The organism is Mesorhizobium sp. B2-4-1, assembly GCF_006442185.1.
In the GTDB taxonomy this organism is placed as follows: Bacteria; Pseudomonadota; Alphaproteobacteria; order Rhizobiales; family Rhizobiaceae; genus Mesorhizobium.
In genome coordinates this window covers 62,859-86,562 of the sequence record NZ_VFVN01000010.1, presented here as the reverse complement: position 1 = coordinate 86,562, position 23,704 = coordinate 62,859, and the positions used below count along the sequence as shown (strand labels likewise).

At 62.1% G+C, this 23,704-nt stretch carries 21 protein-coding genes and 1 pseudogene; 12 read left to right on the top strand and 10 right to left on the bottom strand.

What is annotated here, in order from left to right; genetic code table 11:
• The first annotated feature begins 1 nt into the window (after position 1).
• Complete coding sequence (locus tag FJ949_RS23405) at positions 2 to 1,297, top strand: FAD-binding oxidoreductase (protein ID WP_140499594.1); 1,296 nt, start codon at positions 2 to 4, stop codon at positions 1,295 to 1,297.
• Between the two features lie 20 nt (positions 1,298 to 1,317).
• Here the strand turns inward: FJ949_RS23405 and FJ949_RS23400 are convergent, their stop codons facing one another.
• The 9 genes from FJ949_RS23400 to FJ949_RS23360 form a co-directional block, all read right to left on the bottom strand.
• The gene (locus FJ949_RS23400) at positions 1,318 to 3,360 is read right to left on the bottom strand and encodes an NADH:flavin oxidoreductase (protein WP_140499592.1); all 2,043 of its coding nucleotides are present in this window, start codon (positions 3,358 to 3,360) and stop codon (positions 1,318 to 1,320) included.
• 142 nt (positions 3,361 to 3,502) lie between these two features.
• Positions 3,503 to 4,294 carry an amino acid ABC transporter ATP-binding protein gene (locus FJ949_RS23395; protein WP_281405127.1) on the bottom strand — a complete coding sequence of 264 codons (792 nt, stop codon included), beginning with the start codon at positions 4,292 to 4,294 and terminating at the stop codon, positions 3,503 to 3,505.
• The gene (locus FJ949_RS23390) at positions 4,278 to 5,117 is read right to left on the bottom strand and encodes an ABC transporter permease subunit (RefSeq protein ID WP_140499590.1); all 840 of its coding nucleotides are present in this window, start codon (positions 5,115 to 5,117) and stop codon (positions 4,278 to 4,280) included. The genes FJ949_RS23395 and FJ949_RS23390 overlap by 17 nt, the downstream gene beginning before the upstream one ends.
• Complete coding sequence (locus tag FJ949_RS23385) at positions 5,114 to 5,860, bottom strand: amino acid ABC transporter permease (protein ID WP_140499588.1); 747 nt, start codon at positions 5,858 to 5,860, stop codon at positions 5,114 to 5,116. The genes FJ949_RS23390 and FJ949_RS23385 overlap by 4 nt, the downstream gene beginning before the upstream one ends.
• A gap of 48 nt (positions 5,861 to 5,908) precedes the next feature.
• On the bottom strand, positions 5,909 to 6,769 hold the full coding sequence (locus FJ949_RS23380) for a transporter substrate-binding domain-containing protein (RefSeq protein WP_140499585.1): 861 nt from the start codon (positions 6,767 to 6,769) through the stop codon (positions 5,909 to 5,911).
• Positions 6,766 to 8,352 carry an FAD-dependent oxidoreductase gene (locus FJ949_RS23375; RefSeq protein WP_140499583.1) on the bottom strand — a complete coding sequence of 529 codons (1,587 nt, stop codon included), beginning with the start codon at positions 8,350 to 8,352 and terminating at the stop codon, positions 6,766 to 6,768. The genes FJ949_RS23380 and FJ949_RS23375 overlap by 4 nt, the downstream gene beginning before the upstream one ends.
• 69 nt (positions 8,353 to 8,421) lie before the next feature.
• A complete protein-coding gene (locus FJ949_RS23370) occupies positions 8,422 to 9,372 on the bottom strand; it encodes a LysR substrate-binding domain-containing protein (RefSeq protein WP_224646640.1) in 951 nt (316 codons plus the stop codon).
• Between the two features lie 198 nt (positions 9,373 to 9,570).
• Complete coding sequence (locus FJ949_RS23365) at positions 9,571 to 11,109, bottom strand: FAD-dependent oxidoreductase (protein WP_140499581.1); 1,539 nt, start codon at positions 11,107 to 11,109, stop codon at positions 9,571 to 9,573.
• Positions 11,110 to 11,310: 201 nt separating this feature from the next.
• Complete coding sequence (locus FJ949_RS23360) at positions 11,311 to 12,162, bottom strand: transporter substrate-binding domain-containing protein (RefSeq protein WP_140499579.1); 852 nt, start codon at positions 12,160 to 12,162, stop codon at positions 11,311 to 11,313.
• Between the two features lie 280 nt (positions 12,163 to 12,442).
• On the opposite strand from FJ949_RS23360, the gene FJ949_RS23355 reads away from it, so the two are divergent.
• The 6 genes and pseudogenes from FJ949_RS23355 (at position 12,443) to FJ949_RS23330 (ending at position 16,638) form a co-directional block, all read left to right on the top strand.
• Positions 12,443 to 13,237 (top strand): LysR substrate-binding domain-containing protein, encoded by a 795-nt coding sequence (locus tag FJ949_RS23355; RefSeq protein WP_140499577.1) that lies wholly within the window; start codon positions 12,443 to 12,445, stop codon positions 13,235 to 13,237.
• A 99-nt stretch (positions 13,238 to 13,336) separates the two neighbouring features.
• Positions 13,337 to 14,113, top strand: coding sequence for an FAD-dependent oxidoreductase (locus FJ949_RS23350; RefSeq protein WP_140499575.1), 777 nt, complete (start codon positions 13,337 to 13,339; stop codon positions 14,111 to 14,113).
• Positions 14,088 to 14,621 carry an FAD-binding oxidoreductase gene (locus tag FJ949_RS23345; protein ID WP_140499573.1) on the top strand — a complete coding sequence of 178 codons (534 nt, stop codon included), beginning with the start codon at positions 14,088 to 14,090 and terminating at the stop codon, positions 14,619 to 14,621. Before FJ949_RS23350 ends, FJ949_RS23345 begins: the two co-directional genes overlap by 26 nt.
• Positions 14,622 to 14,713: 92 nt before the next feature.
• Positions 14,714 to 15,097 carry a DUF1403 family protein gene (locus tag FJ949_RS30830; protein ID WP_246680027.1) on the top strand — a complete coding sequence of 128 codons (384 nt, stop codon included), beginning with the start codon at positions 14,714 to 14,716 and terminating at the stop codon, positions 15,095 to 15,097.
• A gap of 58 nt (positions 15,098 to 15,155) precedes the next feature.
• Positions 15,156 to 15,308: pseudogene (locus tag FJ949_RS30825) on the top strand (DDE-type integrase/transposase/recombinase); the annotation flags it as partial.
• Between the two features lie 232 nt (positions 15,309 to 15,540).
• A complete protein-coding gene (locus tag FJ949_RS23330; protein ID WP_140499571.1) occupies positions 15,541 to 16,638 on the top strand; it encodes a GSU2403 family nucleotidyltransferase fold protein in 1,098 nt (365 codons plus the stop codon).
• Positions 16,639 to 17,369: 731 nt separating this feature from the next.
• Here the strand turns inward: FJ949_RS23330 and FJ949_RS23320 are convergent.
• The gene (locus FJ949_RS23320) at positions 17,370 to 18,248 is read right to left on the bottom strand and encodes a GNAT family N-acetyltransferase (RefSeq protein ID WP_140499567.1); all 879 of its coding nucleotides are present in this window, start codon (positions 18,246 to 18,248) and stop codon (positions 17,370 to 17,372) included.
• Between the two features lie 227 nt (positions 18,249 to 18,475).
• On the opposite strand from FJ949_RS23320, the gene argE reads away from it, so the two are divergent.
• The 5 genes from argE (at position 18,476) to FJ949_RS23295 (ending at position 23,680) form a co-directional block, all read left to right on the top strand.
• Positions 18,476 to 19,600: an acetylornithine deacetylase gene (argE, locus tag FJ949_RS23315; protein ID WP_140499565.1), complete on the top strand. Its 1,125-nt coding sequence runs from the start codon at positions 18,476 to 18,478 to the stop codon at positions 19,598 to 19,600.
• Positions 19,601 to 19,617: 17 nt separating this feature from the next.
• On the top strand, positions 19,618 to 20,541 hold the full coding sequence (locus FJ949_RS23310) for a glyoxylate/hydroxypyruvate reductase A (RefSeq protein ID WP_140499563.1): 924 nt from the start codon (positions 19,618 to 19,620) through the stop codon (positions 20,539 to 20,541).
• Between the two features lie 14 nt (positions 20,542 to 20,555).
• A complete protein-coding gene (locus FJ949_RS23305; protein ID WP_140499561.1) occupies positions 20,556 to 20,912 on the top strand; it encodes a cupin domain-containing protein in 357 nt (118 codons plus the stop codon).
• Between the two features lie 229 nt (positions 20,913 to 21,141).
• Complete coding sequence (locus tag FJ949_RS23300; protein ID WP_140499559.1) at positions 21,142 to 22,185, top strand: tartrate dehydrogenase; 1,044 nt, start codon at positions 21,142 to 21,144, stop codon at positions 22,183 to 22,185.
• Positions 22,186 to 22,204: 19 nt separating this feature from the next.
• Positions 22,205 to 23,680: an NAD-dependent succinate-semialdehyde dehydrogenase gene (locus FJ949_RS23295; protein WP_140499557.1), complete on the top strand. Its 1,476-nt coding sequence runs from the start codon at positions 22,205 to 22,207 to the stop codon at positions 23,678 to 23,680.
• Positions 23,681 to 23,704: the final 24 nt, after the last annotated feature.

Genomic DNA, 23,704 nt, shown 5'->3' with positions numbered 1-23,704 from the left:
GATGCCGGACCTGGCACATCCACGATCGCTGTGGCTGGAAACGGCCTCGCCCGCGCCGCCGCCGGTCGCGCTTGAAAACGCGGTCAAGGCCGATATCGCCATCATCGGCGGCGGATATACCGGCCTCAATGCCGCCTTGCGCGCCATCGAGCGCGGCCTGCATCCCGTCGTTCTGGAAGCGGTCGAAATCGGCTGGGGCGCTTCCGGCCGCAATGGCGGGGTCGTTTCCACCAAGTTTCGCGCCTCGCTAAGCGACATCGCGGCGCACCATGGGCTTGAAGCGGCGCGGCGCATGCACCGCATCGGCCATGATGCGATGGATCGCGTCGAACGGAATATCCAAGAACTGGGTCTTGCCGACGCCGGCTTCATCCAGACCGGCAATTTGCGTTGCGCCCACAACGAACTTGCCCAGAAAAGGCTCGTGGCCGAAGCGGAGACGGCGCGGGGTATGTTCGGCGATGCCAGCCTGACCATACTTAACGCCAGCGCGGTGCGCGAGGAAACCGGTTCGGCCGATTTCGTCGGCGGCGTGCTTTCCACCCATGCCGGCATCGTTCATCCGCTGAACTATGCGCGGGGGCTTGCCGGGGCAGTGCGCACGGGGGGCGGCGAGATCTTCGAGAATTCGGTCGTGGTGGCACGCCGGAAGGACGGCGACCGCACCGTTCTGACGACGGCGCGAGGCCAGGTCGCAGCCGGGCATGTCTTGATCGCCTCCAACGGCTATTCCGACATTACCGCCGCCACGGCGCCGGTGCGCGGAACGGTGATCCCCTTCCGCAGCGCCATGATCGCGACCGAGCCGCTTGGCGCCGACCTCAGGGTCACGCTGATGCGGCACTGCCGCAGCTACAGCGAGACGCGGCGCATGATGCGCTGGTTTCGACCCGCCGGCGACCGGATGCTGTTCGGCGGGCGCGGGGCCTTCGGGCGCGAAGATTCCGCCTCCGCCTTCCAGGCGCTCGAAAGGGCGCTGAAGGAGATGCTCCCCCAGCTTGCCGGCACCGCGATCACCCACCGATGGTCGGGGCTCGTGGCCATGACCATGGACAGCCTGCCGCAGATCGGCATGCTCGACGAGCGGACCGGTTTCGCGCTCGGCTACAACGGGGCCGGCATCGCCATGTCGGGCCTCATGGGCCGCCGCGCCGTCGACCTGATGCTGGGAGACAGGCCGGAACTCGGCCTGATGCAACGCAACGAGCCGCAGTCCATCCCCTTCTATTTCCTGCGCGAGCCGGCGGTGCGCACAGTGGCGGGCTGGTATCAGTTTCTCGACCGCATCGGCCGCTGACACCGCCGGCGCGCGCACCGTCACAGCGCGCTGCATATGCGCAAGGCGTCCAGCACCGCGGCATGGATGTTGCGGCTCGAAACCGCGTCGCCGATACGGTGCAGTTCGAAGCCGCTTTCCCGCAGGCGCGGTTGCGGCGCCGCCTTAACCATGGCGTCGAGATCGGTGACGCCATCATTCGCCGACTGGCTGCGCAGCGCAAAATAGGCTTCATCCATGGGAATGCTGCCCTGCTCGACGATGACCTGGTCGACAAGGACGCTCGTCACCTCCCGCGAGATTTCATTGACGAAACTGGCTTCCAGCCGGTTGTCCTTGCGCTGAACCGCGAAGAGCCGGCTCTCGAAGACTGGCCTCACGCCAAGCTGCAGGAAGCGCTTCTTCCAGCGCAGTCGCTCGGCATAGGTCAGTTCCTCCGAAAGCTGAGCATCGATCGAGACATAGGCGACCTCCGCACCTGCCTCTCTGGCTTGTTCGGCAGAAAGCGGCCCTGGATGCCGTCCGGTTCCGTCGTAAATCATGACTTCGCCATGCAACGGCACCTGTCCGGTCAAGACGTCCCATGTGTTGAGACAGAGTTCCGCGCCTTCCTGCAGGTCGATCTGCGGCAGGCCGCCCGTGGCGAGGATGACGACATCCGGTTCAAGCGCCGCGATATCGGCGCTTTCCATATAGGCGTTGGTATGGACGGCAACGCCGAGACGCCGTAATTCCGCTTCGCGCCACTCGACAATGCCCATGAGGTCGCGACGCCAGGAGCCGGTCGCGCCGATCCGGATCTGCCCGCCGAGATCGCCACCCGCCTCGTAGAGCGAAACGGCATGGCCGCGCTGGGCGCTGATACGCGCCGCCTCCAGGCCGGCCGGTCCGCCGCCGACGACGACTACCTTGCGGGCAGGGCCGTCAGTCTTCTGGATGATGTGGCGCAGCGTCAGTTCGCGGCCTGTCGCGGCATTGTGCAGGCAGGAGGGGCGATACAGCGACTGGCAATGCGTGGCGCCAACGCAAGGGCGTATCTCGGTCTCGCGGCCGCCGGCGAGCTTCTCCACCAGATGGGGGTCGGCGATCTGGGCGCGCGTCATGCCCGCCATATCCAGCCTGCCTTCCGCCACCGCGAAACGAGCCGAAGCGACATCGGCAATGCGCGCGGCGTGGAACACGGGCAACCCGACCTCGTGGCGGAAGGCGCCGACCGGTTCGACCCATGGAGCCAGCGGCGAGCCCATGCCGGGCATGTTCTCCTCCGTAAGCGCGCGTGTCGTATCCATCGTGCCGTAAATGGCGTTGAAGAAGTCAACGCTCCCCGCCGCCTTGAGCATCAGGGCCGCCTTGACGCATTCCTCGACGTTCAGGCCGCCATCGGGGCCTTCGTCGACGACAAAACGTATGCCGACGAGGAAATCATCCCCCACGGCCTTGCGGATCGCTTCGTGCACCATCAGGCCGAAACGCAGGCGGTTCTCAAGCGCGCCGCCGAAACGATCCGTGCGGCGATTGGTCAATGGCGACAGGAATTGCCCGATCAGATGCCCCGCCGCCAAGGTCTCGATCCCGTCCAGACCGCCTTCCTTGCAGCGCAGGGCAGCCTGGGCGTAAGCCTTCACGACACGGTCGATGTCGTGCTCGTCCATCTCCTTGGGGATGCTGCGGTGGAGCGTCTCGCGCACTGGCGACGGTCCGATCGTGGAAAGCCGGTCGCCGGCATAGGGATCGCCGCGGCGACCCAGATGGGTGATCTGGCACATCAGCGCAGCACCGAGATCATGCATGCGCGCGCTGAAGCGCTGGAAGTGCGGGATGATCGCATCGGTGCCGACATTGAGCTGCCGGAAGATGTTGGGGGAGTCCAGGTCGACGTTGGACGAGCCGCCGAACATCGACAGCGCCAATCCGCCGCGCGCCTTCTCCTCGTGATAGCGCTGATAAGCTTCCTCGGGCATGCCGCCGACTTCCAGCCCGCAGGCATGGCTGGTGCTTATAATACGGTTGCGCAATGTCAGCTTCTTGATGGTCAGCGGCTGCAGCAGCGGATCCCTGGTAATGGTCTTGACCGGCCCGTTCATTTCATTCTCCTGCCGAATTCCGGCCGAGCACGATCGATCGCGCAGACGGATCGGTCCGCACGCCGCCGTTGCCGGCCTGTTGGTTCAATTTCCGAGGCCCAAGGCTCTTGGGCCTAAACTCCTAGTCCGAGGGCCTGCGGCCCTAAAGAACCTGACTCAAGAACTGCCTCGTCCTGGGATCCTTCGCCTTGGTGAAAAACTCGTCCGGTGGGCCGTGCTCCACGATCACGCCCCGGTCGGTGAAATAGATGTGGTCCGCCACCTCACGGGCGAACCCCATCTCGTGGGTGACGAGAATGCAGGTCATGCCCTCTGCCGCCAGTTCCCGGATCGTGAGCAGCACCTCCTTCACCGTCTCGGGATCGAGCGCCGCCGTGACTTCGTCGAACAGCATGATGTCGGGGCGCATGGCCAGGCTGCGCGCAATGGCGACGCGCTGCTGCTGGCCACCCGACAGTTCTCCCGGATAGGCGTTTTCCTTGCCCTGCAGGCGGACTTTGGCGATCAGCGCGCGGGCGCGCTCCTCGACTTCCCTCTTCGGCTCCTTCAGCACCAGGACCGGCGCCATCATGACGTTCTGCAGGGCCGTCTTGTGCGGGAAGAGATTATATTGCTGGAACACGATGCCGACTTTCTTGCGCAGCGCGAGAAGATCGAGCTTGGTGTCGTTCACCTCCTGCCCTTCGACCTTGATCGAGCCCTTCTGGACAGGACTGAGCCCGTTGATGCAGCGGATCAGCGTCGATTTACCCGAGCCGGACGGGCCGATGACGCAGATCACCTCGCCTTTGCGGACATCGAAGCTGATCCCCTTCAGCACCTCCAGGGCGCCGAAGGATTTGTGCACGTCGCGCAGCGATATGATCGGCATGTCCGGCGACCAGCCTGATTTCAGCTTTGCTTCGTCGGTATTCGATTTAACTTGCAACGACATATTTTCGCTCGAGCTTCCGCGTCCAGATTGCGATCGGATAGATGTAGGCGAAGAACAGGCACAAAAGAAAAAGATAGAACGGAATGAGGAATTCCGGCCGCGCGCCCGCCGCTTCCATGGCGGCCTGGGCATTGCCGACCGCCTCGTGCACACCGAGGATCGAGGCCATCGGCGTCGCCAGCGCCAGCAATGCGTACCAATTCATCCATGGCGGAATGGCGCGCCTGACGCATTGCGGCAGGATGATCCAGCGCAAGGTCTGGCCACGCGTGAAGGCAAGGCTCTCCGCCGATTCCCACTGGCCCTTCGGGATGGAGTTGATGGCGCCGCGCAGCACCTCGCTGATATTGGCCATCACCGGTAGCGAAAAGGCGAAGGTGGCCTTGATCCAGTCCGGTATCGCCACCGTTCCGAGGCCGGGCAGGCGCATCTCGAACGGCACCAGCAGCATGACCGTGAACAGGATCACCAGCCACGGCGAATTGCGGAACAGATGCGTCACGAACCATGCGGGCGTCCGCAACAGCTTCGAGCGGCTGACCCGCAGCAATCCCAGCCCGATTCCCAGCAGGGTCGCGACCGCCATGGCGATGAAGCTCATCAGGAGATTAAGAGCGAAACCCTTGAGAATGAAAGGCAGCCACAGGATCAGCGTGGAAATGGCCGACGGGGCCTGCTGCTGGGGGTCCGATTGGGCATAGGCGAAGGCAAGCGAGCCGAAGAAGGCGAGGACGAGCCACAGCCCGTGCCGCCAGTGGATGCGCGAGCAGAAGCTGCCTTCTGCGAAGCGGCGCCTGTCGATACGAAAAGCCGCGCCGCTCATTGGCCGTATCCCGGCAGGGTCAGCCTGTGCTCGATGAAATGGAGCCCGGCGGCCAGGAGCGAGACGACGAGCACATAGAACAGGAACAGGAGCAGCATCATCTCCGGCACGTTCACATTGTCCGACCACACCTGGTTCAGCGTATAGGTCATCTCCGGGACGGAAATGACGTAGGCGAGCGATGTCGTCTTGGCGAGACTGACGAGATTGTTGGTGAGGGCCGGCAGGCTGATGCGGAAGGCCAGCGGTAGGGTGACATACAGGTATATCTGCCACTTGCTCATGCACAGGCTCTCGGCTGCTTCCTTCGTCGATCCCGGCACCGCCTCCAAGCCGGCGCGGAAGATCTCGACATTGAAGGCGCCGCCGAAAATGCCGAGCGAGATGATCGCCCAGGCGAAGGACGAGATCAGCGGCTGGTAATAGCCGCCAACATCGACCTGCGGCGTGAAGGCGCCGAGAGCGAAATAGAAGAACAGGAGCTGGATCATCGGCGGCGTGTTGCGGAATGCCTGGATATAGGCATCCATCAGGACCCGCAGGACGGGAGACCGGGCGCTTTGCGCCCAGGCCCCCAAGACGCCGATCACCAGCGACACGACGATCGACCAGAAGATCAGCTGTAGCGATATGCTGATGCCGGACAGGAAGCGCCCATATTCATAGCTGTCGTAGAAGACGATGAAATTGAGGCCCGTGCGGTCGTAGAGATCCTGGAAGAAGGGCGCGATCAACTGGAACATTTTAGCTCCGGCAGCCGGTCATCGATCAGCGTTTCGCAGAGCATCGGCTCAGTTGCCGCCCTTCAGGTAGCTCGTGTCCCACTCAGCCTTCTTGTGCTGCTCGGCGATCCACTGCGACGGCTTCACCTTCCATTTCTTTTCAAGCTCGACCAGCTTTCCGGACGCTTGCCAGCGATAGGCCATGCCTGCCATGAACACGCCCAAGGCCTTGTCCACTTCCGCCACGGGCACCGCGGCCGCCCAGGGATTGTCGAAGAGAACGGAAACAGGCATCTCATAACCCTTCCACTCGCCCGAAGCGAGGTCGGCCATAATGCTCGCATCGTCATAGACCCAGGCGATGCACTTGCCGGAGCGCAAGGCTTCCTTACCCTCCGTGTTTCCGGTGAAGGCGACGACCTTGGCGTGATATTCCGTCTCCACCAGCTTGTTGTAGTAGACGCCCTGCTTGGCGCAGACCGGCTTGTCGGCGATGTCCTTCCAGTCCTTGATGACACCCTCCTTGGCCAGCAGGGTCGGACCGGACGTCCAATAGGCCGGCTCGATGATGCCGACCGCCTTGCGCCGCTCAGTGGTGTCGTACATGCCGCCGATGATGACGTCGATCTTGCCCTGCTGCAGGAACTGCATGCGGTTGGCGGACGTGACCACGACCGGCTCAAGCTTGACGCCGAGCGCATCGGCCACCGACTGGGCGAGGTCCACCTCGATGCCTTGCATCGAACCATCCGGCGATGGGAAGGACCAGGGCTTGAACGCGCCGAGAACGCCGACACGCACGGCGCCTCGTTCCAGAATCTGCTGCAGATGCGATTCGGCCGCCTGCGCGCTGCTGGCGGGAAGGATCGCACTTGCGGCCAGCGTGACTGCAAGGGCGGCGATGGTTGTCAGTGCTGATCCGATTTTCATGCTTCTACATCTCCCATTTTGTGTGCTGCCGGCTGAATTGGAAGGTCCGATGCGGCGCGGAACGCCGTCTTCTGGTATCGGATGAACCCGTCGATTTCACTGACGGTCCGCTCCGGCGCCCAGCCGACCAGATCGGCAATGGCGTCGGCAGCCTCCTCGACCTCGGCGCGGTCGAGATGGCGGCGCCAGGCGAGGCCTGTCCTCGTATAGAGAATACCTTTCAGGTCGCGGGCATGCTCGACCGAAACCGCTGTGCGGAAAGCGGCGCGCCTGCCTTGCGAAAGCGGCCTCGAAATTGCGAACTCCGCACCGCTGTCGCCTGTCTCCGGGATCCGCCTCGCCACGGACTTGCGCGTCGGCTTCAGTTGCTTCTCGACGATCCGCAGCATCTCGCGCCCTGCGCTCAGATGGCTCATGACCGGCCCTGCCGTCATCGCGAAGATACCCGGCCTGCCGGCAGATGCGAGATCGTGGATCTGACGCGTGCGCCGCCCCATCGGCTCGGCTGCATCGAAGGTGAGCGGCCGCACGCCGGCCCAGGTGAATTCGACGTGGCGGCGGCCGAGCCGCAGGCCGGGAAGCATGTGATTGGCTTCCGCAAGCAGGAAATCGATGTCTTCGTTGGTGGCTGCGGCACCGGCGGCGTCGCCGTCGAAAGGCGTCTCCGTCGGCCCGAAATAAAAGCAGTCGTCATGCGAAGGCAGACAATAGAACGGCATACCGCTGCGGTTGATCGTGGCGATGCCGTAGCCGCGATAGGAATCCGGCAGCCTGACCGCGATATGAGCGCCCTTGGTGCCGCGAACAAGGCAGGGCGCTGGCTTGCCGGCGACGGGATTGGCGTTCACCGCGTCCACCCAGGTGCCGGCCATGTTCAGCACGACGGACGCGCGAACCTCGGCCGCTTCCCCCTTACCGTCGCACAGTTCGACGAGCCAGCCTTCCGGCTTCCTACGTATAACGGAAGCTTCGCAGAACAGGCGTATTTCGGCGCCGTTTCGCTCGGCGTCGAGGGCGGCATCCACGCACAGCCTGTCCGGCCAGTCCATGATGTATTCACGGTAGGTGGCAATCGACCGCAGACTTTCGGGGTCCCGCAGGTCGTTTGCGAATGGCAGGTGGGTTTCGAAATCACTCTTCAGCCGACGATAGGCGAGCGCCGGTTCCGGTGGCCCGAGACGGCGCAGGATGCGGAAACCGAGATCCAAATGCCAGCCGCGGACGGGGCTCTCCGGATAAATCGGAAAGCACATGGTGAAGGGCTTGCACCGTTGCGGGCTCCGCCCGACAAGTTCGGTTCGCGCTTCCATCCCCGCCCGCGCCATGCGCAAGGCCGCGGCGAAGCGCTGCGGATGAAACGCAAAGGTGCGGATCGGGTTGGGCGTTTCGAAATACCGAAGGCCGCAATGCAGGATGCGCGAGGATCGGCTGGAGGCGCCGGCGGCGAAATCGCTCCTGTCGACCAGGAGGACGCTGTAACCCGCTGCGGCCAGTTCCCGCGCCGCGCTCGAACCGTTGATGCCGGCGCCGACCACGACGACATCGTAGTCCCGGCCCTGCATCTCGGTAATTCTAGGCGACATTGGCGGCCTGTTTTCCTGGACGGTCGATCACGCCAATAAAGCGCTGATACCGAAATGTTCAAAATAGAATTATCGGCGATTGATATGCGTAGTGTGCATATCGTCCTGGTCCGGCAATTGTCTCAGGATCCGATCGCGCTTTTGCGCCATCAGCTCCAGCAGGGCATCGGCGGCGGGGTTGGGCCCGCGCGACTCCGGGCGCAGCAGGGCAACGTTAAACGGGATCTTCGGCGCGAAGGGGATCAGCCTGACCCGGTCGTCCAACTGCTCGACCGCGGTGTAGGGATCGATGATCGCAATACCGATCCCGTGCTTGACCATTTCATAGGCCGACACCGAAAAGGTCGTCTCATAGGCGGCATCCACCTTGACGCTGCTGGACAGCAGCGCCTGATCGAGGAGATGCCGTGCCGAGACGAAGGAAGTCCAGGAAATGAATGGCCCCTGGCGCAGGTCGGCGGGGCCGAGCCGGCTGCGCCCGGCGAGCGGATGATCGCGCGGAACGGCCGCGATGTAGGGCGCGTCGCTGAAGACTTCGGTCCGGAACCCCGAGCGCTTGAACGGTGTTTCCGCCAGTCCGAAATCGATCTGCTGCGCGGCCGCCCATTCCTCGATCTTGACGGACATGCGCACGTTCAGCGTGACCTTGGTCTTCGGCCAGTCCTTCCTGAAATCGGCCAGCAGATGCGGCACGAAATTGATGCCCAGCGCTGGCATGACCGCAAGGCTGATCTCGCCGCCTTCCCCGCTTGCCAGCCGTGCTGCGAAGCTGCTCAACGCATCCAGCGAGACATAGGCCCGCTCGATCTCGTCGAGCAACAGATGCGCCACGGAGGTCGGCGTGATCAGGCCCCTGCGGCGCTCGAAAAGCGAAACGCCAAGCTCGTATTCCAGCTTGTCGAGAAGCCGGCTGACGGCCGGCTGGCTGCGCCCCAGCAATTCGGCCGCGCCGCTGACGGTGCCGGTGAGCATGACGGCGCGAAATGCCGAGTAGTGCAGAAGGTTCAACGTACTTGTCATGGCGCACCGGTCTTCCCCGGACTCCCTGCAAAGCCATTCGTCCCGCAATCGCGATTCCCGCGATCGCGTACCGGCTGTGTAGCATCTATCCATCAGCAGGCTGTCATTATCTTTGACGGCTTCAAGGCGCGGACTGTCCTGTTCCTGTAAAGAGGGCATAAGAGACTGCCTCTGGTGGCAGGTGGGCCCGATATTGGGTCAAGCGGGCGGATCAATGTGCAGCCGATGGGCGATAACCTCCCGGGCGGAAGCAGCTTCCTGCCGCTTCCTCTGCGCCGACCATGAACGCGCGTTGGCAAGCACCTCGACTGCCAGGTCCACGTCTTCGCCAAGCGGGTCGTCGTTCCAGACGAGGCCGCTGCGGCGTACCAACAGATCGTCGATGGTCTCGGCATGTTCGCTCTCCACGCCCCGTTGCATGATCGAAAGCTTGTCCTCGCGTGAGCTGTTCCCGGTTTCGCGCGGAACGCTCCTGGAAGCGAAATCCGGCTGCTGGCTCGGCCGTGACGGTGCCAGTCCCTTGCTCAGTGCCGTCAATGCGAGCTGCCCTGCCGAGCGATGGCTCATAATCGGCCCTGCCGTCATGGCGAACAGGTTGGGCGCTCCTTCAGGACCGAAGTCGTGCAGTTGCCGCGAACGTGCGCCCATGGGCTGCGCCGGATCGTAAGTGAGCGGCCGCACGCCCGCCCAGCCATAGAGAATGTCGGACCGCCTGATATCGAGCGTCGGCAGGAGATGATTGGCTTCGCCGAGCAGGAACTCGAAATCCTCCTCAGTCGGATGGATGTCGTCGGGATCGCCGTCATACAACGTTTCGGTCGGTCCGAAATAATGCAGGCCACGCCACGGGATACAGTACAGCCCCTCATTCAGCCGGTTGAGCGTTGCGATGCCGAAACGGCTGCATTCGGGCGGCAGGCGGACCACGATGTGCACGCCCTTGGTGCCGGTGATGCGACGACCGATCCGCCCGGCCTCGACGCGCGCATTAATGCGGTCGATCCATATCCCGCCCATGTTGAAAACACTGCGCGCGACGACGTGAACGGGCCGGGCGGCAGCATCCAGCGTATCGCCGAGCTCCAGGTGCCACAGATCGCCCTGCTGCGCCGCATGGGTGACTTCGGTATAGTTGCGCACCGACGCACCCAGACGCTGCGCTTCCAGCACCGCATCCACCACCACCCGTTCGGGCCAGTCGAACTGGTACTCGTCGAACATGGCGACCGACTGAAGCGCCTGTTTATCGCGCAGATGTTGGAGAAGCGGCATCTGCGCGACTTCTGCGCCCGATAGCCGGCGGTAATTGAGCGGCACCTCGCGGCCGCCCAAGGATTTCAGGATGCGGAACGCCGCATCGATCTGCCAACCCCTATAAGGGCCTCCACGGTAGACGGGAAAGCAGAAGGTCATGGAGCGTGTGCGGTCGGGCGTGTCGCGGACGAATTGCGCCCGTGACTGCATCGCCGCCCGCGCCATCCGGCATGCGGTCAGGAAGCGCTGCGGCTGGCGCACGAATTCCCAGACGGATTTTCCGGGCGCAAGATAACGCAGACCACAATGAAGGAGCCGCGAAGACCGTCCGCTGGCGCCGGCGGCGAAATCACTCTTGTCGACGAGCAGCACCGAATAGCCGGCAGCACTGAGGCAACGCGCAGCTTCGGCGCCGTTGATGCCGGCACCAACGATGGCGACGTCGAAGACTGATCCGGAAAGTTCATCGAGTGAAAGACGCATGATATCCCTGCTCGTTTGCAACTATGGATCCGCTTGGCGCAGACGCCCGCGCCGGGCCGATCGAACCAAGAGTTGAAAAAAATCGACCGGAGAACCGCGTCCAACGGTCTCAAGATGGAGTTTTCCGTCTCCGGCCGCCCACTCGACAAAGGCTGCCTGTCGACCGCGAACCGGCCTGGCGGCGCGCCTGTCGCGTTGAGACTACTGGCTGTCCATTTTCGTGTTGTCAGCCTCAAGCAGCTTTTCGTGTTCGGCTTCGAACCACGGATCCGCGACCACTTTCCATTTCTCGGCAAGTTCGATGAGCTTGCCGGAGGCATGCCAGCTATGGCTCATGCTGGTCATGAATTTTCCCCAGATGCCGTCGCGCTCCTCCAGTGGAACGCCTGCCGCCCAATAGCTGTGATAACGGGATTTCAGGGGCATTTCGTAACCATCCCAGCCTTCGGTTCTCAACGACTGCTGGATCGCCGTATCGTCCGACAGCCACGCTGCGCATTTGCCGCTGCGCAGGGCCTGTTTGGTTTCCGTATTGCCGGAAAAGGAAATGATCTTGGCGTCATAGGCCTGAGCGATCACGGTATTGTAGAAAAGGCCTTGCTTGGCGCAAAGCGGCTTGCCGCTGAGATCCTCCCAACTCTTGATCAGTCCGGCCGTGGCCATGACATTGGCGCCCGATACCCAATAGGCTGGCTGCACCATCCCGACGACCTTGCGTCGCTCCGGCAGGTCGGACATCGCCCCGAGGATGAGGTCGATCCTTCCCTGCTGCAGGAGTTGCATGCGGTTGGCGGATTCGATCTGAACCAGTTCCAGCTTGACGCCCAGCTTTTCGGCGACATCCGCAGCGAGATCAGGCTCGATCCCGACGAGCCTGCCATCGGGGTCACGATAGGACCAGGGCGGATAGGCACCCTGCACCCCGACCCGCAGCGTGCCGCGTTCAAGGACTTCCTTGAAGCGATCATTGGCCGCGTCCGCCTTTGCGGCAACTCCCGCAAGGACCGCGCCAGCCACGACGGCGATCGACGTGAACTTCACCCATAAATCCATTGCCCAATCCTCCCATTGCAATTATTGGCGACAAATGTCGCGGTCCGGCGATTGGTCACCACCTCATCAATCGGACTTCGCGCCGATCCCATTGTCAAATAAGGGGAATTATGGACGCTATGCAGTTCTGTTATAGGCTGCAAAGGAGAGGCGGGTTGAACATCAGGCAACTCGAAGCCTTCAAGGCAACGATGACTGCAAAGACCACCATCGGGGCCGCGGAGCTTCTCGGCGTTTCCAGCCGGCCGTAAGCCGGCTTCTGGGTCAATTGGAAACATCTTTGTCAGTGACCCTGTTCGACCGGTCCGGCGGGCACCTCAATCCCACGCCGGAAGCCCTCCTGCTGCATGAGGAGGTTCTTCGTGCCTTCGTGTCGATCGACAAGATCCGCGAGATCGCCCGCGAAATGCAGGTCGCCAATTCCGGGATGGTCTCGGCGGCGTCGCTGCCGATGCTGGCAATGGACTTTATGCCTTCCGCAATCGCCCGCTTCACGGCAAGCCGGCCGGAGAGCCGCATTTCGCTGCGTATCCAGATGTCGCCGCGCATAGAAGAACTCGTCGCCAGCCAGCTTGTGGATGTCGGCATCGCCGAATATCCCTTCGACCGCTCCGGCATCGAAATCGAGGAATTCTGCTCCGCGCACTATCTAATGGCGGTTCCAAGCCATCATCGGCTGGCGCAGAAGGCACGGCTGACGCCGGAAGATTTACGCGACGAACGCTATATCTCCATCACCCACAATCATCTGGGGAGGCAACTCGCCGACCAGATTTTCGACCGCTACGGCGTTAAGCGCCGCATTGTCCTTGAAGCCCAGCTTTTTAGCACCATCGCCAACATGGTGGCCAAGGGGCTGGGAATCGGATTGATCGACCCCTTCACGGCGTTCGATTTTCGCGAGCATCCGGGAGTGCGCTCCATTCCCTTCGAGCCCGCGGTCAGCCTGCGTCTCGGCATGCTTTATCCGACACACCGTTCCCCCTCGCGCGTCGCGCGCGAATTCATTTCCAGCCTCAAGGCATCGCGCCGCGATGTCCTGCGTCAGATCGACGACATCTTCCACCGCAATTGAAGCCGGGCGCGCATCTATGCCGATCCGGCATAGCCCTATGCCACGCGCTGCTGCCTTCTCCTGTTATTGTCGCGGCGAAGGATCGGGCAAGGAACATAGATGGGCACCTTTCAAACGGACGTGGCCATTGTCGGTGGAGGAATTGTCGGCTGCTCGACCGCTCTTTCCCTAGCCCGCAAAGGGAGGTCGGTAACAATCTTCGAGCGCGGCAAGATCGCTTCCGAACAATCCAGCCGTGCCTGGGGTTTCATCCGCCGGCAAGGACGGCATGAAGCCGAGCTGCCGCTCGCGGTCGAAGCCTTGGAACTGTGGGCGGACTTGACCTCGAGATACGGCACACAGGCGACGCAGTTCACCCGCAGCGGAATCCTGGTCCCCGCGGAAACCGCTGCCGATGAGGATCGGATCCGCAGCGGCCACGATATTGCGCGCAGCTTCGGCCTTTCGACGCGCCTGCTGGATGCCGCGGACGTTCGTCAGACAATCCCCGAATTGGCTGGGCAATGGCGCGGCGGACTTTTCACCGCCGACGACGCCCATGCCGATCCGGCTCTTTCGACCCGGACCATCGCGGCTGCGGCACGCGAAGCCGGAGTCACTATCCTGGAAGATACACCGGTTTTCCGGCTCGACCTCGACAGGCAGGACAGACCGAGGCTCCTGGCGTCTAACGGGATCTTCGAAGCAAAAACCGTCGTTTTGGCAAACGGCATCGGCGCACCGGTGCTGGCCGCTTCGGCCGGCCTGCACCTGCCTATCCAGATCGTCAAATCCTCCGTCGGCCGCACCTGGAAGGCAGCACCCTTCACCCGCATCGCGATGTGGGGTCCCCGCGTTGCATTCCGCCCCTATGGGCGGCGATTTCATTATCGGTAACGGCTATCGCGGCATGGGAGTCGATTACGAAATCACCGTCGACTCCTTTCGTTGCATGCGCCATTTCATACCCGCCTATCGCAACAACTGGCGTCAACTGCACCTCAGCATCGGAGCCGATTTCCGTCATCAATTGGCGGCGCGCTTCAGCCGCCGTAATGCCGTGCAGGCGCTGCCGGAGCCGAAGCCCAATATGCGCAAGGTGATAGCCAACCTTGCTGGCTTCCGGCAGATCTTTCCGCATCTGAATACGATCGAACTGCAGAACGCCTGGGCCGGCAGGCTGGATATCACGCCCGACGTCATTCCAATCATCGATCGGCCCAAGCCAGAGCTCGAACTCTTCGTGGCGGCCGGCTTCAGCGGCCACGGCTTTGCGCTTGGACCATCCATCGGCAAACAACTCGGCGAATGGGTCACACAGGGCAGCCCCTCGATCAATCTTTCCGCCTTTGCTCTTTCCCGGTTCGAAAAGGGCATCGTTCACAAAGCGCAACAGGCGCTTTGAGGTCGTGTTGGTTCACGCCGCCCCGCCTTAGACTTAACGGCGGAGCCGGGCTTGACGGACTTGTCAGACAGGCCGGAGCCGAGCTGACCGCGATGGGAAGCGCCGCCGCCAGCATGCGGCTCGCCGGCCGCGCCGAGGACGAGGACGCCCTGCGCGACCCCTGGTACCTGCGCCCGGCCGGGGCCGATCCCGGCCCCGCCGGCGCGGTTCTTGGCGCCTGGCGGCAGCTGTCCGTGCAGCCGCCCGCTGGCAGCGCCGACCGACTCGAAAGGATCGTCGACCAGCTCGGGCTCCATTGGGACCGCGCGGCGCTCGCCGACCTTTGCACGGAGATCGAAAAACTGGCGGGATCGCAGCGGCCGGTGCCGTTCGCTGCAAACGGCAATCGCCGCCCGCGTCGCCGCGATGCGGCCCGACTCCGAGCTTTTGGCCTGATGGCTTGCCGACCTGGTGCTGACAGCACCAGCCCACCCTGAGGCTGTCGTTTCCTTTGACAACTCAAATCGCTTGCAGGATCGTTCCCGGCGTCGGCTGAAGCCGATCCGGATCCGGAAGAGTAAATACCTGAGTAACCGGATCGAACAGGACCATCGGCGCATCAAGCGCCGCATCGGGTCAATGCTCGGCTTCAAATCACCGGCATCAGCCGCGACCATCCTAAACGGCATCAAAATGGTTCACATGATGAGCGGCGGTCACGCGGTGCCTGATTGATCGGCGCGGCTCCAGCATCGTTGGCGGTAGCATTGGCCAGAGGCGGGCGCATCGATCGCCATGTGTGGCATGACGGGTCTGCGTGAACCCTGGATGATGCGGTGGCGTTATAAGACCTCTGCAATTTTCTTATAACCACCGCTTGCGTCGCTTGAGCTCATCCAGTTATAAGACAAACTCATTTTTCTTATAACGGAGCCGGCGCATGAAGACGGTCGATCTCGTTTATCGCACGATGTATGCGGAACTCGTTCAGCGCTGCCTTGATGCATCGTTCGAAACCGACTTCTCAACGGTGGGAAATTTCGTCCGGGTTCCGGTGAAGGGGCGGGATTATTGGTATTTTGAGGAAACCCAGCCTAAGAAAACGCGGAAATATGTCGGCCCGTCCGACGATCCCGAGATCATGAAACGCGTTGCAGCCTTCCAAGAGATCAAGGAAGACCTCCGTAGCCGTCGGAAACTCGTCTCCACACTGACTCGCGAAGCAGGGCTGACTGCACCGGACCGGTTCACTGGCGATGTCGTTGGAGCCATGGGAGCAGCAGGAATCTTCCGTCTAAGAGGCGTGCTCGTCGGTACGGTTGCCTTCCAGACGTATGCGGGGCATCTCGGCGTAAGATTGCCCGGTGCCTCATTGCAAACCGGCGATGCCGATTTCGCGCAGCACTATTCGATCTCGTCGTCAGTCGAAGACAGCCTGCCGCCGATCCTGGAAATTTTGAGAGAGGTTGATCCAACCTTCAGGGAGATCCCTCACAGGTCGGATCCCGGACACGCGACGCAATTCGAGAATGCAACGAGGTACAAGGTCGAATTCCTTACACCGAACCGGGGATCCGATGACTACACCGACCATGCCACTCCGATGCCAGCACTGGGCGGAGCTTCGGCGCAGCCCTTACGTTTCCTTGATTTCCTGATCCACGAGCCCATCCGGACCGTGATGCTGCATCGGTCAGGGGTGCCTGTAACCGTGCCGTCGCCGGAACGCTATGCAGTTCACAAGCTCATCGTCGCTTCTCGCAGGCAATCAGATGCAAACGGCGTCGCCAAGCGCGAAAAGGACGTCCATCAGGCCAGCCTCCTTATCGAGGCACTGGAGGCCACCCGTCGCAAGGACGACCTTGCAACAGCGTTCTCGGAAGCGTGGGGCAGGGGGCTGCACTGGCGCGAGGCGATGCTGAAGGGGCTGGGCCTGATGCCGCCGAAGAAACGACAGGAAATTGAGGAGACAGTCAGAAAGGCCCTTGTCGAGATCGGCGAGGAGCTGGACGGTTTCAACTCAGCCGTGAAGTCGTAGCAGCAAAAAGGGCGAGACCCGAAAGCCCCCCTTATCGCTTGGATTGAGGAAGACCCACGTTGATCAGGACCGCGTACGAGGGAGTATACCGTAGCTGTTGAGGTCTGGTCGCCGTGTCTTCGTCCGAACCGCATGAAAAGGCAGACTGGTGTGACATCCGAAATTAGCTGTCGTCGGAGCGCGGAACCACCGGGATAGCGGTCGCCGCTACCAACGGGCGAACATATGCTTGTCAGCTCTTGCAGGCGGTCGATGCCCTCGGAGCTTTGTCTGCACTGGAATAGCTCGGGTACGTTTTCTTGCCGACAGCCGTCATCTTAACTCCGTCGGGCTTCATAGAGACTTCCGTGCATGTCTTGGTGCTCGTGTCCTTGGCGACCCAATAGTGCGTCGCCGCAATTGCGGGAGCACCCAACAAGCCTACCAGTATGGCGGCGACTACAATGGTGCGCATCGCGCACGAGCACGACCAGCCGCTATGGGGCCGGCTTGTGTCAGTGGACCACTGAGCTGGAACGGGGACCGCTACACCGTCTTCGGCGAGGCCTTCGCCAAGTCGAGCCTCAAGAGTTCGGCGACAGCCGCTCGATCGGCGCCAAGCTATCTCAGTCGGATGCTGGAGGCCGGGCGCTCGCGACAGAAACAAGCGAAACGTAGCGCCTATGCTTGGCCCTCGCTTTCGAGCAGGCATTTACTCCTCATGTGATGAAGAAGACCCTGAAAATACTGGCTCAGCTCAATGCGTGGCCGGCCAGTCCATAAACCCACGGTCCGTTTTCTTCCCGGTTCAGGAAGCGACGCCCTTTGGACATTGTCGTAACGGTCTCGGCAATGCCAAGGCCGCACTGCTCGAGAAACGTGGCAAACATGCCATCCTTCTCCCGGGTATCGACTCGGGCGAACCGTCCTGCAAGATTTCTCAGATGGACGGCTGTGAGATGGACCGCGTCCAGATCACTGCGCGCGACCATCGGGCCGATCACGTAGCCACGCCCGAACTCGCGACACATGGAGTAGCCGACGATCTCGCCGCCACGGCTCAAAGTGCAGATCGAGGCATCCGCTGAGAGCAATGCGAGCAGCCTCTCGCGGTTTGTCCCAAACGCGCGCGTATCCAGCTCGATGATCTCATTCAGCCTGTCGCTCGGCAGCGTCTGCAATTCACCTTCCAAATCAGGCAGGGCAGGGAGTGCCGGCGGAACCTCCCCCTGTCGCATATATACGATGGCCTCGGTCGTGAAGCCAAGTGAGACATAGAGGGGATAGGCGACATGGGTGGCGTTGAGCGCCAAATTGCGATCGCCACACTGCTCAAGCACTTGGTCCATGAGCCATCGGCCGCCGCCTTGGGCTTGTGTGCGGGGCGTTGTGATGACTACGCCGATGGTGGCGAAATCGTCCCCTTGCGGAAACCACATCGCGCTGCCGAAAACCCGGCCAATGCCGTCTACGGCAACGATGCCGCGGCCGGCACGGCGCAGAAGATCCCAGTCCTTTGGCCGATGCGGCCAGCGGACTGAGATCGACAGCGCGTGCAGCAACTCGACGTCAACATCATCGATGTCCCGCGCGACCAGTTCGAAAGACTTCAGGCGCACTGATCTCTGCATTTCAGTCGACCTGCTCCTCATATCCAACTCGCGAGCACGTCCTGTCGTCGCTGACGGTGCCGCAGCCGTCTTTTGCCTTATGATTGCACCCGAAAGCCAGCAGGTTTCGCTGGTTCCGGGCCAATATTCGAAATCTTCGGCCAAAGCATAGCTTCATTCGGCACGGAATGCTCTCGCCTGCTGCCACACTTGTCGCATCCAGCGAAGTGCGAGTGGAGCGGCGCCCGGTGAATGTCGAAGAAATTCTAGCGACGCTGATCGCGTTCCCCTCGGTCGTGGGCTCGCCCAACGGCGCGATCGTCGACTGGGTGCGTGAATATTGCGAGGCGGCCGGAGCAGAAACGACCGTCCTTTGCGGCCCCGAAGGCGACCGGTCCAACCTGTTTGTCACGATCGGGCCGCGGCGGGCCTGCGGCTACATCTTGTCGGGCCACCTGGATGTCGTGCCGGCCGGTGAGCGGGAATGGAACTCGGATCCCTTTGTTCTGCGCCACGATGGCGCCAGGCTTCATGGCCGGGGCACCTCCGACATGAAGGGCTTTCTTGCCTGCGTGCTGGCCGCGCTGCCGCGGCTTGCGGCGACGAACTTGCAGCGGCCCATTCATCTCGCATTCTCCTATGACGAGGAGGCGGGTGCCCGTGGTGTGCCGCATCTCATCGCCGCCCTGCCAAGCCTGTGCGAGAAGCCGCTTGGCGCGATTATCGGTGAGCCGAGCCGGATGGAAGCCGTGCGGGGGCACAAAGGCAAGGCGGCCGCGCGGCTCGAGGTGATAGGACGGTCCGGCCATTCTTCACGGCCCGAGCTGGGACTGAATGCCGTGCATGCAATGTCAGGTCTCGTCACGCAGATCGTGGCCTATGGTCAGACCCTCGCGGATGGGCCGTTCGACACGGATTTCGCGCCTCCATACTCGTCATTGCAGGTTGGTGTCATCGCTGGCGGCCAAGCCGTCAACATCATCCCTGATCGCTGCACCGCCGATATCGAGCTCCGTGCCGTGCCGGGTGTTTCCCCATCATCATTGCTTGAGCCGGTAAAGGCCCAGCTAATCGCGCTCGGTGACAGCGGCTTTGACGTGGCGTGGCATGAGCTGAGCGCGTATCCGGGGCTTTCGCTCCCGCAGGAGAGTGGTTTGGCAGCCCTTCTGACCGAGTTGACGGGGCGGGAGCCTCTGTCTGCGGTGAGCTACGGCACGGAGGCTGGTCTCTATCAGCAGGCCGGCATCGACGCGATCATCTGCGGTCCCGGCGATATCAGCCGGGCTCATCGTGCCAACGAATATATTGAGATCGGCGAACTTGTTGCCTGCCAGAGCATGATCGAGCGTCTCGGCAAGCGCCTTGCCGCATAGCGGGAGAGGGCGGTTTCATGGCTTTTCTTTTCAATTCCGACCCGGTGCGCGCAGCAGTCTTCCGCAAGGTTTTCGCACGCGAGCTCCCGGACGTCGAATTGTTCCACAGCAGCGAATGTGTCGACCCGGAGAAGGTGCGCTACCTCCTGACTTGGACGGCACCAGATGATATCGCGCGCTATCGCAATCTCGAAGTGCTGTTTTCGCTTGGCGCCGGCGTCGACCAGTTCAAGCGTGAAAGCCTGCCTCCGGAGGTGAAGCTGGTGCGCATGGTCGAGGACGGCATCATTCGCATGATGCAGGAATATGTCGTTCTCGGCGTGCTGAGTCTCCACCGGGATATGGTGGCGTATCGTGAACAGCAGAAGCGCCAGTCGTGGCTCGGTCTTGCCGCTCCGCAAGCCGCCGAGCGCCGCGTGGGCTTTCTCGGCCTCGGCATGCTGGCGCAGGCGGCTATCGAGCGATTGCTGCCGTTTCGCTTTCCCCTCGCTGCCTGGAGCCGAAGCAGGAAGGAGATCAACGGCGTCACCTGCTTCTATGGAGCGGATCAGCTTGCCGGTTTCCTCGCACGGACGGATATTCTCGTTTGCCTGCTGCCGCTGACGGAGGAAACCCGTGGCATTCTCGATGCGGAACTCTTTTCCCTGCTGCCGGCCGGGGCGAGGCTGCTGCATGTCGGCCGCGGGCCGCAGTTAGACCAAACCGCCCTGCTTCAGGCTCTCGATAGCGGGCACCTTGATGCCGCAATGCTCGATGTCACCGATCCCGAGCCGCTGCCGGACGGCCATCCGCTCTGGCGGCACCCGAAGGTGGCGATCACGCCGCACATCGCTTCCATAACGCAAGCAGATTCCGCGGCGCAATCCGTCGTGGACAATATCCGGCGCCACCGCGCCGGGGAAGAACTGATCGGCCTCGTCGATCGGACACTCGGCTACTAACAGGGAAACATGACATGTCACTTCTGATCACGATCGACACAGATCCAGCCTTCGCGCCGAAGCAGGCATTACCGGCTCCAGAGCGGCTAATTTCGGGCAATCCATCCTTCAAGACGTGGGCGCAGGATGCCTCGAAAGGCGAGAAGGTCCTGACCGGCGTCTGGGAGGCGACGCCCGGCGAGACGCATTCTATCAAGGGCACTACCTGCGAATTCTGCCACATCGTTTCGGGTCTCGTCGAGATCGAGGAGAAGGGCGGTGAGACCAAGACTTACCGTACCGGAGACAGTTTCGTGATGAAGCCCGGCTTTGTCGGCGTCTGGCGCACGATCGAAACCGTGCGCAAGATCTACGTCAGCGTTTACGACTGAGCTCAACGCTCAAGGTCCGGCCGAATAGTGCGCGCGGCGGTTCCAGAACAATCGACTTTCCAGGTTCCGCCCGACGCGATTCGACGCGGCCGGGCGGCTCATTCTCGGCGAAAAAAGCGGCGTGCTGTCGACTATTGTTCCGATGAAACCAGGTACGAGATGCCGAATGTCGCTGCCGTGTTGAGCAAGCTGCGACCTTCGGTGCCCATCGGTCTCTAGGAGGATCTCAATGAAGGCTTACACGATAGCGCTCATTCCCGGCGACGGCATCGGCAAGGATGTGACCGAGGCGGGATGGCAGGTGCTGCAGGCGGCGGCAAAGCGAGGCGGTTTCGCCCTTGATCCTACGAAATTTCCATGGTCGTGCGCCTACTATCTGGAAACCGGTGCGATGATGCCGCCTGACGGCGTCGAGATGCTGCGGAAGTTCGATGCGATTTACCTCGGCGCTGTGGGATGGCCAGCGAAGGTGGCCGACTCCGTATCGCTTCACGGACTGCTCCTGCCAATCCGCAAAGGATTCACGCAGTATGCCAACATACGGCCGCACAGGCTGTTGCCAGGCGTTCAGGGCCCCCTTCGTCGTGAGGGTTTCGATATACTGTGCATCCGCGAGAACACGGAAGGCGAATATTGCGGCGCCGGTGGGCGCATTCATTCCGGTACGACCAAAGAGGTCGCGATCGAGACGGCAATCTTCACGCGTGAGGGCGTCGAAAGAATCCTCCGTTTCGGTTTCGAACAGGCGCGGACGCGTCGTAAGCAGCTCGCATCCGTCACCAAATCCAACGCGCAGAGACATTCCATGGTTTTCTGGGATGAGGTCACGCGCGAGGTCGCGAAAGACTATGCCGATGTGGAGGTCTCGCCCTACCACGTCGACGCCATTGCCGCCCGCATGGTGCTGGCGCCTGAAAGCCTCGACGTGATCGTCGCCTCGAACCTTTTTGGCGACATCCTCACCGATATTGGAGCGGCCATCCAGGGCGGACTCGGTTACGCCGCCTCCGCCAATATCAATCCCGATCGCAGCGCGCCCTCCATGTTCGAGCCTGTCCATGGTTCGGCACCTGATATCGCGCATCTCGGCATCGCCAATCCGATCGCCGCGATCTGGTCCGGCGCCATGATGCTCGGGCATCTGGGCGAGGAGCAGGCCGCGGCCGAAGTGATGTCGGCAATCGAGTCCGCAACCGCACGCGGAATAGGCACGATTGCGGGTAAGGACAGCACTGAAGCAATCACGCGGGCCGTGCTGGCAGGACTAAGCTGAAAGAGCAGAGGAAAAGACCATGAACGCAATTACGAAGATTGGTTTCCTGAAAGATGGGGATCTGTTTCGCCAGCGGGGGCTGATTGGCGATGTCTGGCAGCATGCGTACAGCAACGCGACTGTCGATGTGACCGATCCGGCCAGTCTGGAGGTGCTTGGAACCGTGCCCGACATGGGCCGAGATGAGACAAGGGCTGCAATAGATGCAGCCCAGGCGGCGTTCAAGGACTGGAAGGCCAGGACCCATGCCGAACGCGGAGCGCTTCTGGAACGCTGGCACAGCCTGATACGGGAAAATGAAGAGGACCTGGCGTTGCTGCTGACGCTGGAACAGGGCAAGCCTCTGGCGGAGGCACGCGGTGAAATCCGCTATGGCGCCTCCTTCGTGAAATGGTTCGCCGAAGAAGCACGCCGGATCGGTGGCTCGACCATTCCGTCGCCAACGCCCGACCGCCGCATTCTGGTGCTGAAGGAGGCCGTCGGCGTCTGTGCCATCGTCACGCCATGGAATTTCCCCAACGCGATGATCACGCGCAAGGTGGCGCCGGCGCTGGCCGCGGGTTGTACGGTTGTCATTAAGCCGTCGGAATTCACGCCATTCTCGGCGCTGGCGCTCGGCGTTCTGGCGGAACGGGCAGGTATTCCGGCCGGGGTGATCAACATTGTCACCGGCATGCCCACCGAAATCGGCAACGAACTGATGGCCAACGAGACGGTGCGCAAGATCTCGTTCACCGGCTCGACCCGCGTAGGAGCGCTGCTCATGCGTGGCGCGGCCGATAGCATCAAGCGGCTCAGCCTCGAGCTCGGCGGCAACGCGCCCTTTATCGTGTTTGACGACGCCGATCTGGGCAATGCAGTCGAGGGGGTGATCGCATCCAAGTTCCGCAATGGGGGTCAAACCTGCGTTTGCGCGAACCGGATTCTGGTGCAAGCGGGCGTTTACGACGCTTTTGCCGAAAAGCTGAGCCAGCGCGTAGCGGGGATGAAGGTTGGCGCAGGGACCGATGACGGCACTGAGATCGGCCCGATGATCAACGCGGCCGCGATCGACAAGATCGAGCGTCATATCGCGGATGCACAGGCGAAAGGCGCGCGGATCATCGCCCAGAGCGAGACAGTGCCGGACGGCAAGCAATATGCACGGCCCGTCGTGCTGGGAGAGGCTACGACCGAGATGCTGCTGGCATCGGAAGAGACGTTCGGTCCGGTGGCGCCGCTTTTTCGCTTCGAGACGGAGGAAGAGGCTATCGCGATCGCGAACGGTACGCCATTTGGCCTTGCTGCCTATTTCTATACGGAGAACCTCAAGCGCTCGTGGCGTGTGGCCGAGGCGCTGGAGTTCGGCATGGTCGGGCTCAACACCGGCCTCATCTCGACCGAGGTTGCGCCTTTCGGCGGTGTCAAGCAGTCAGGGGTGGGGCGCGAAGGATCGCAGCTCGGCATCGAGGAATATCTCGAGGTCAAGACGCTTCATGTTGGCGGACTTAACTAGTTGTCTTGCAAGCAGGTGGAGACA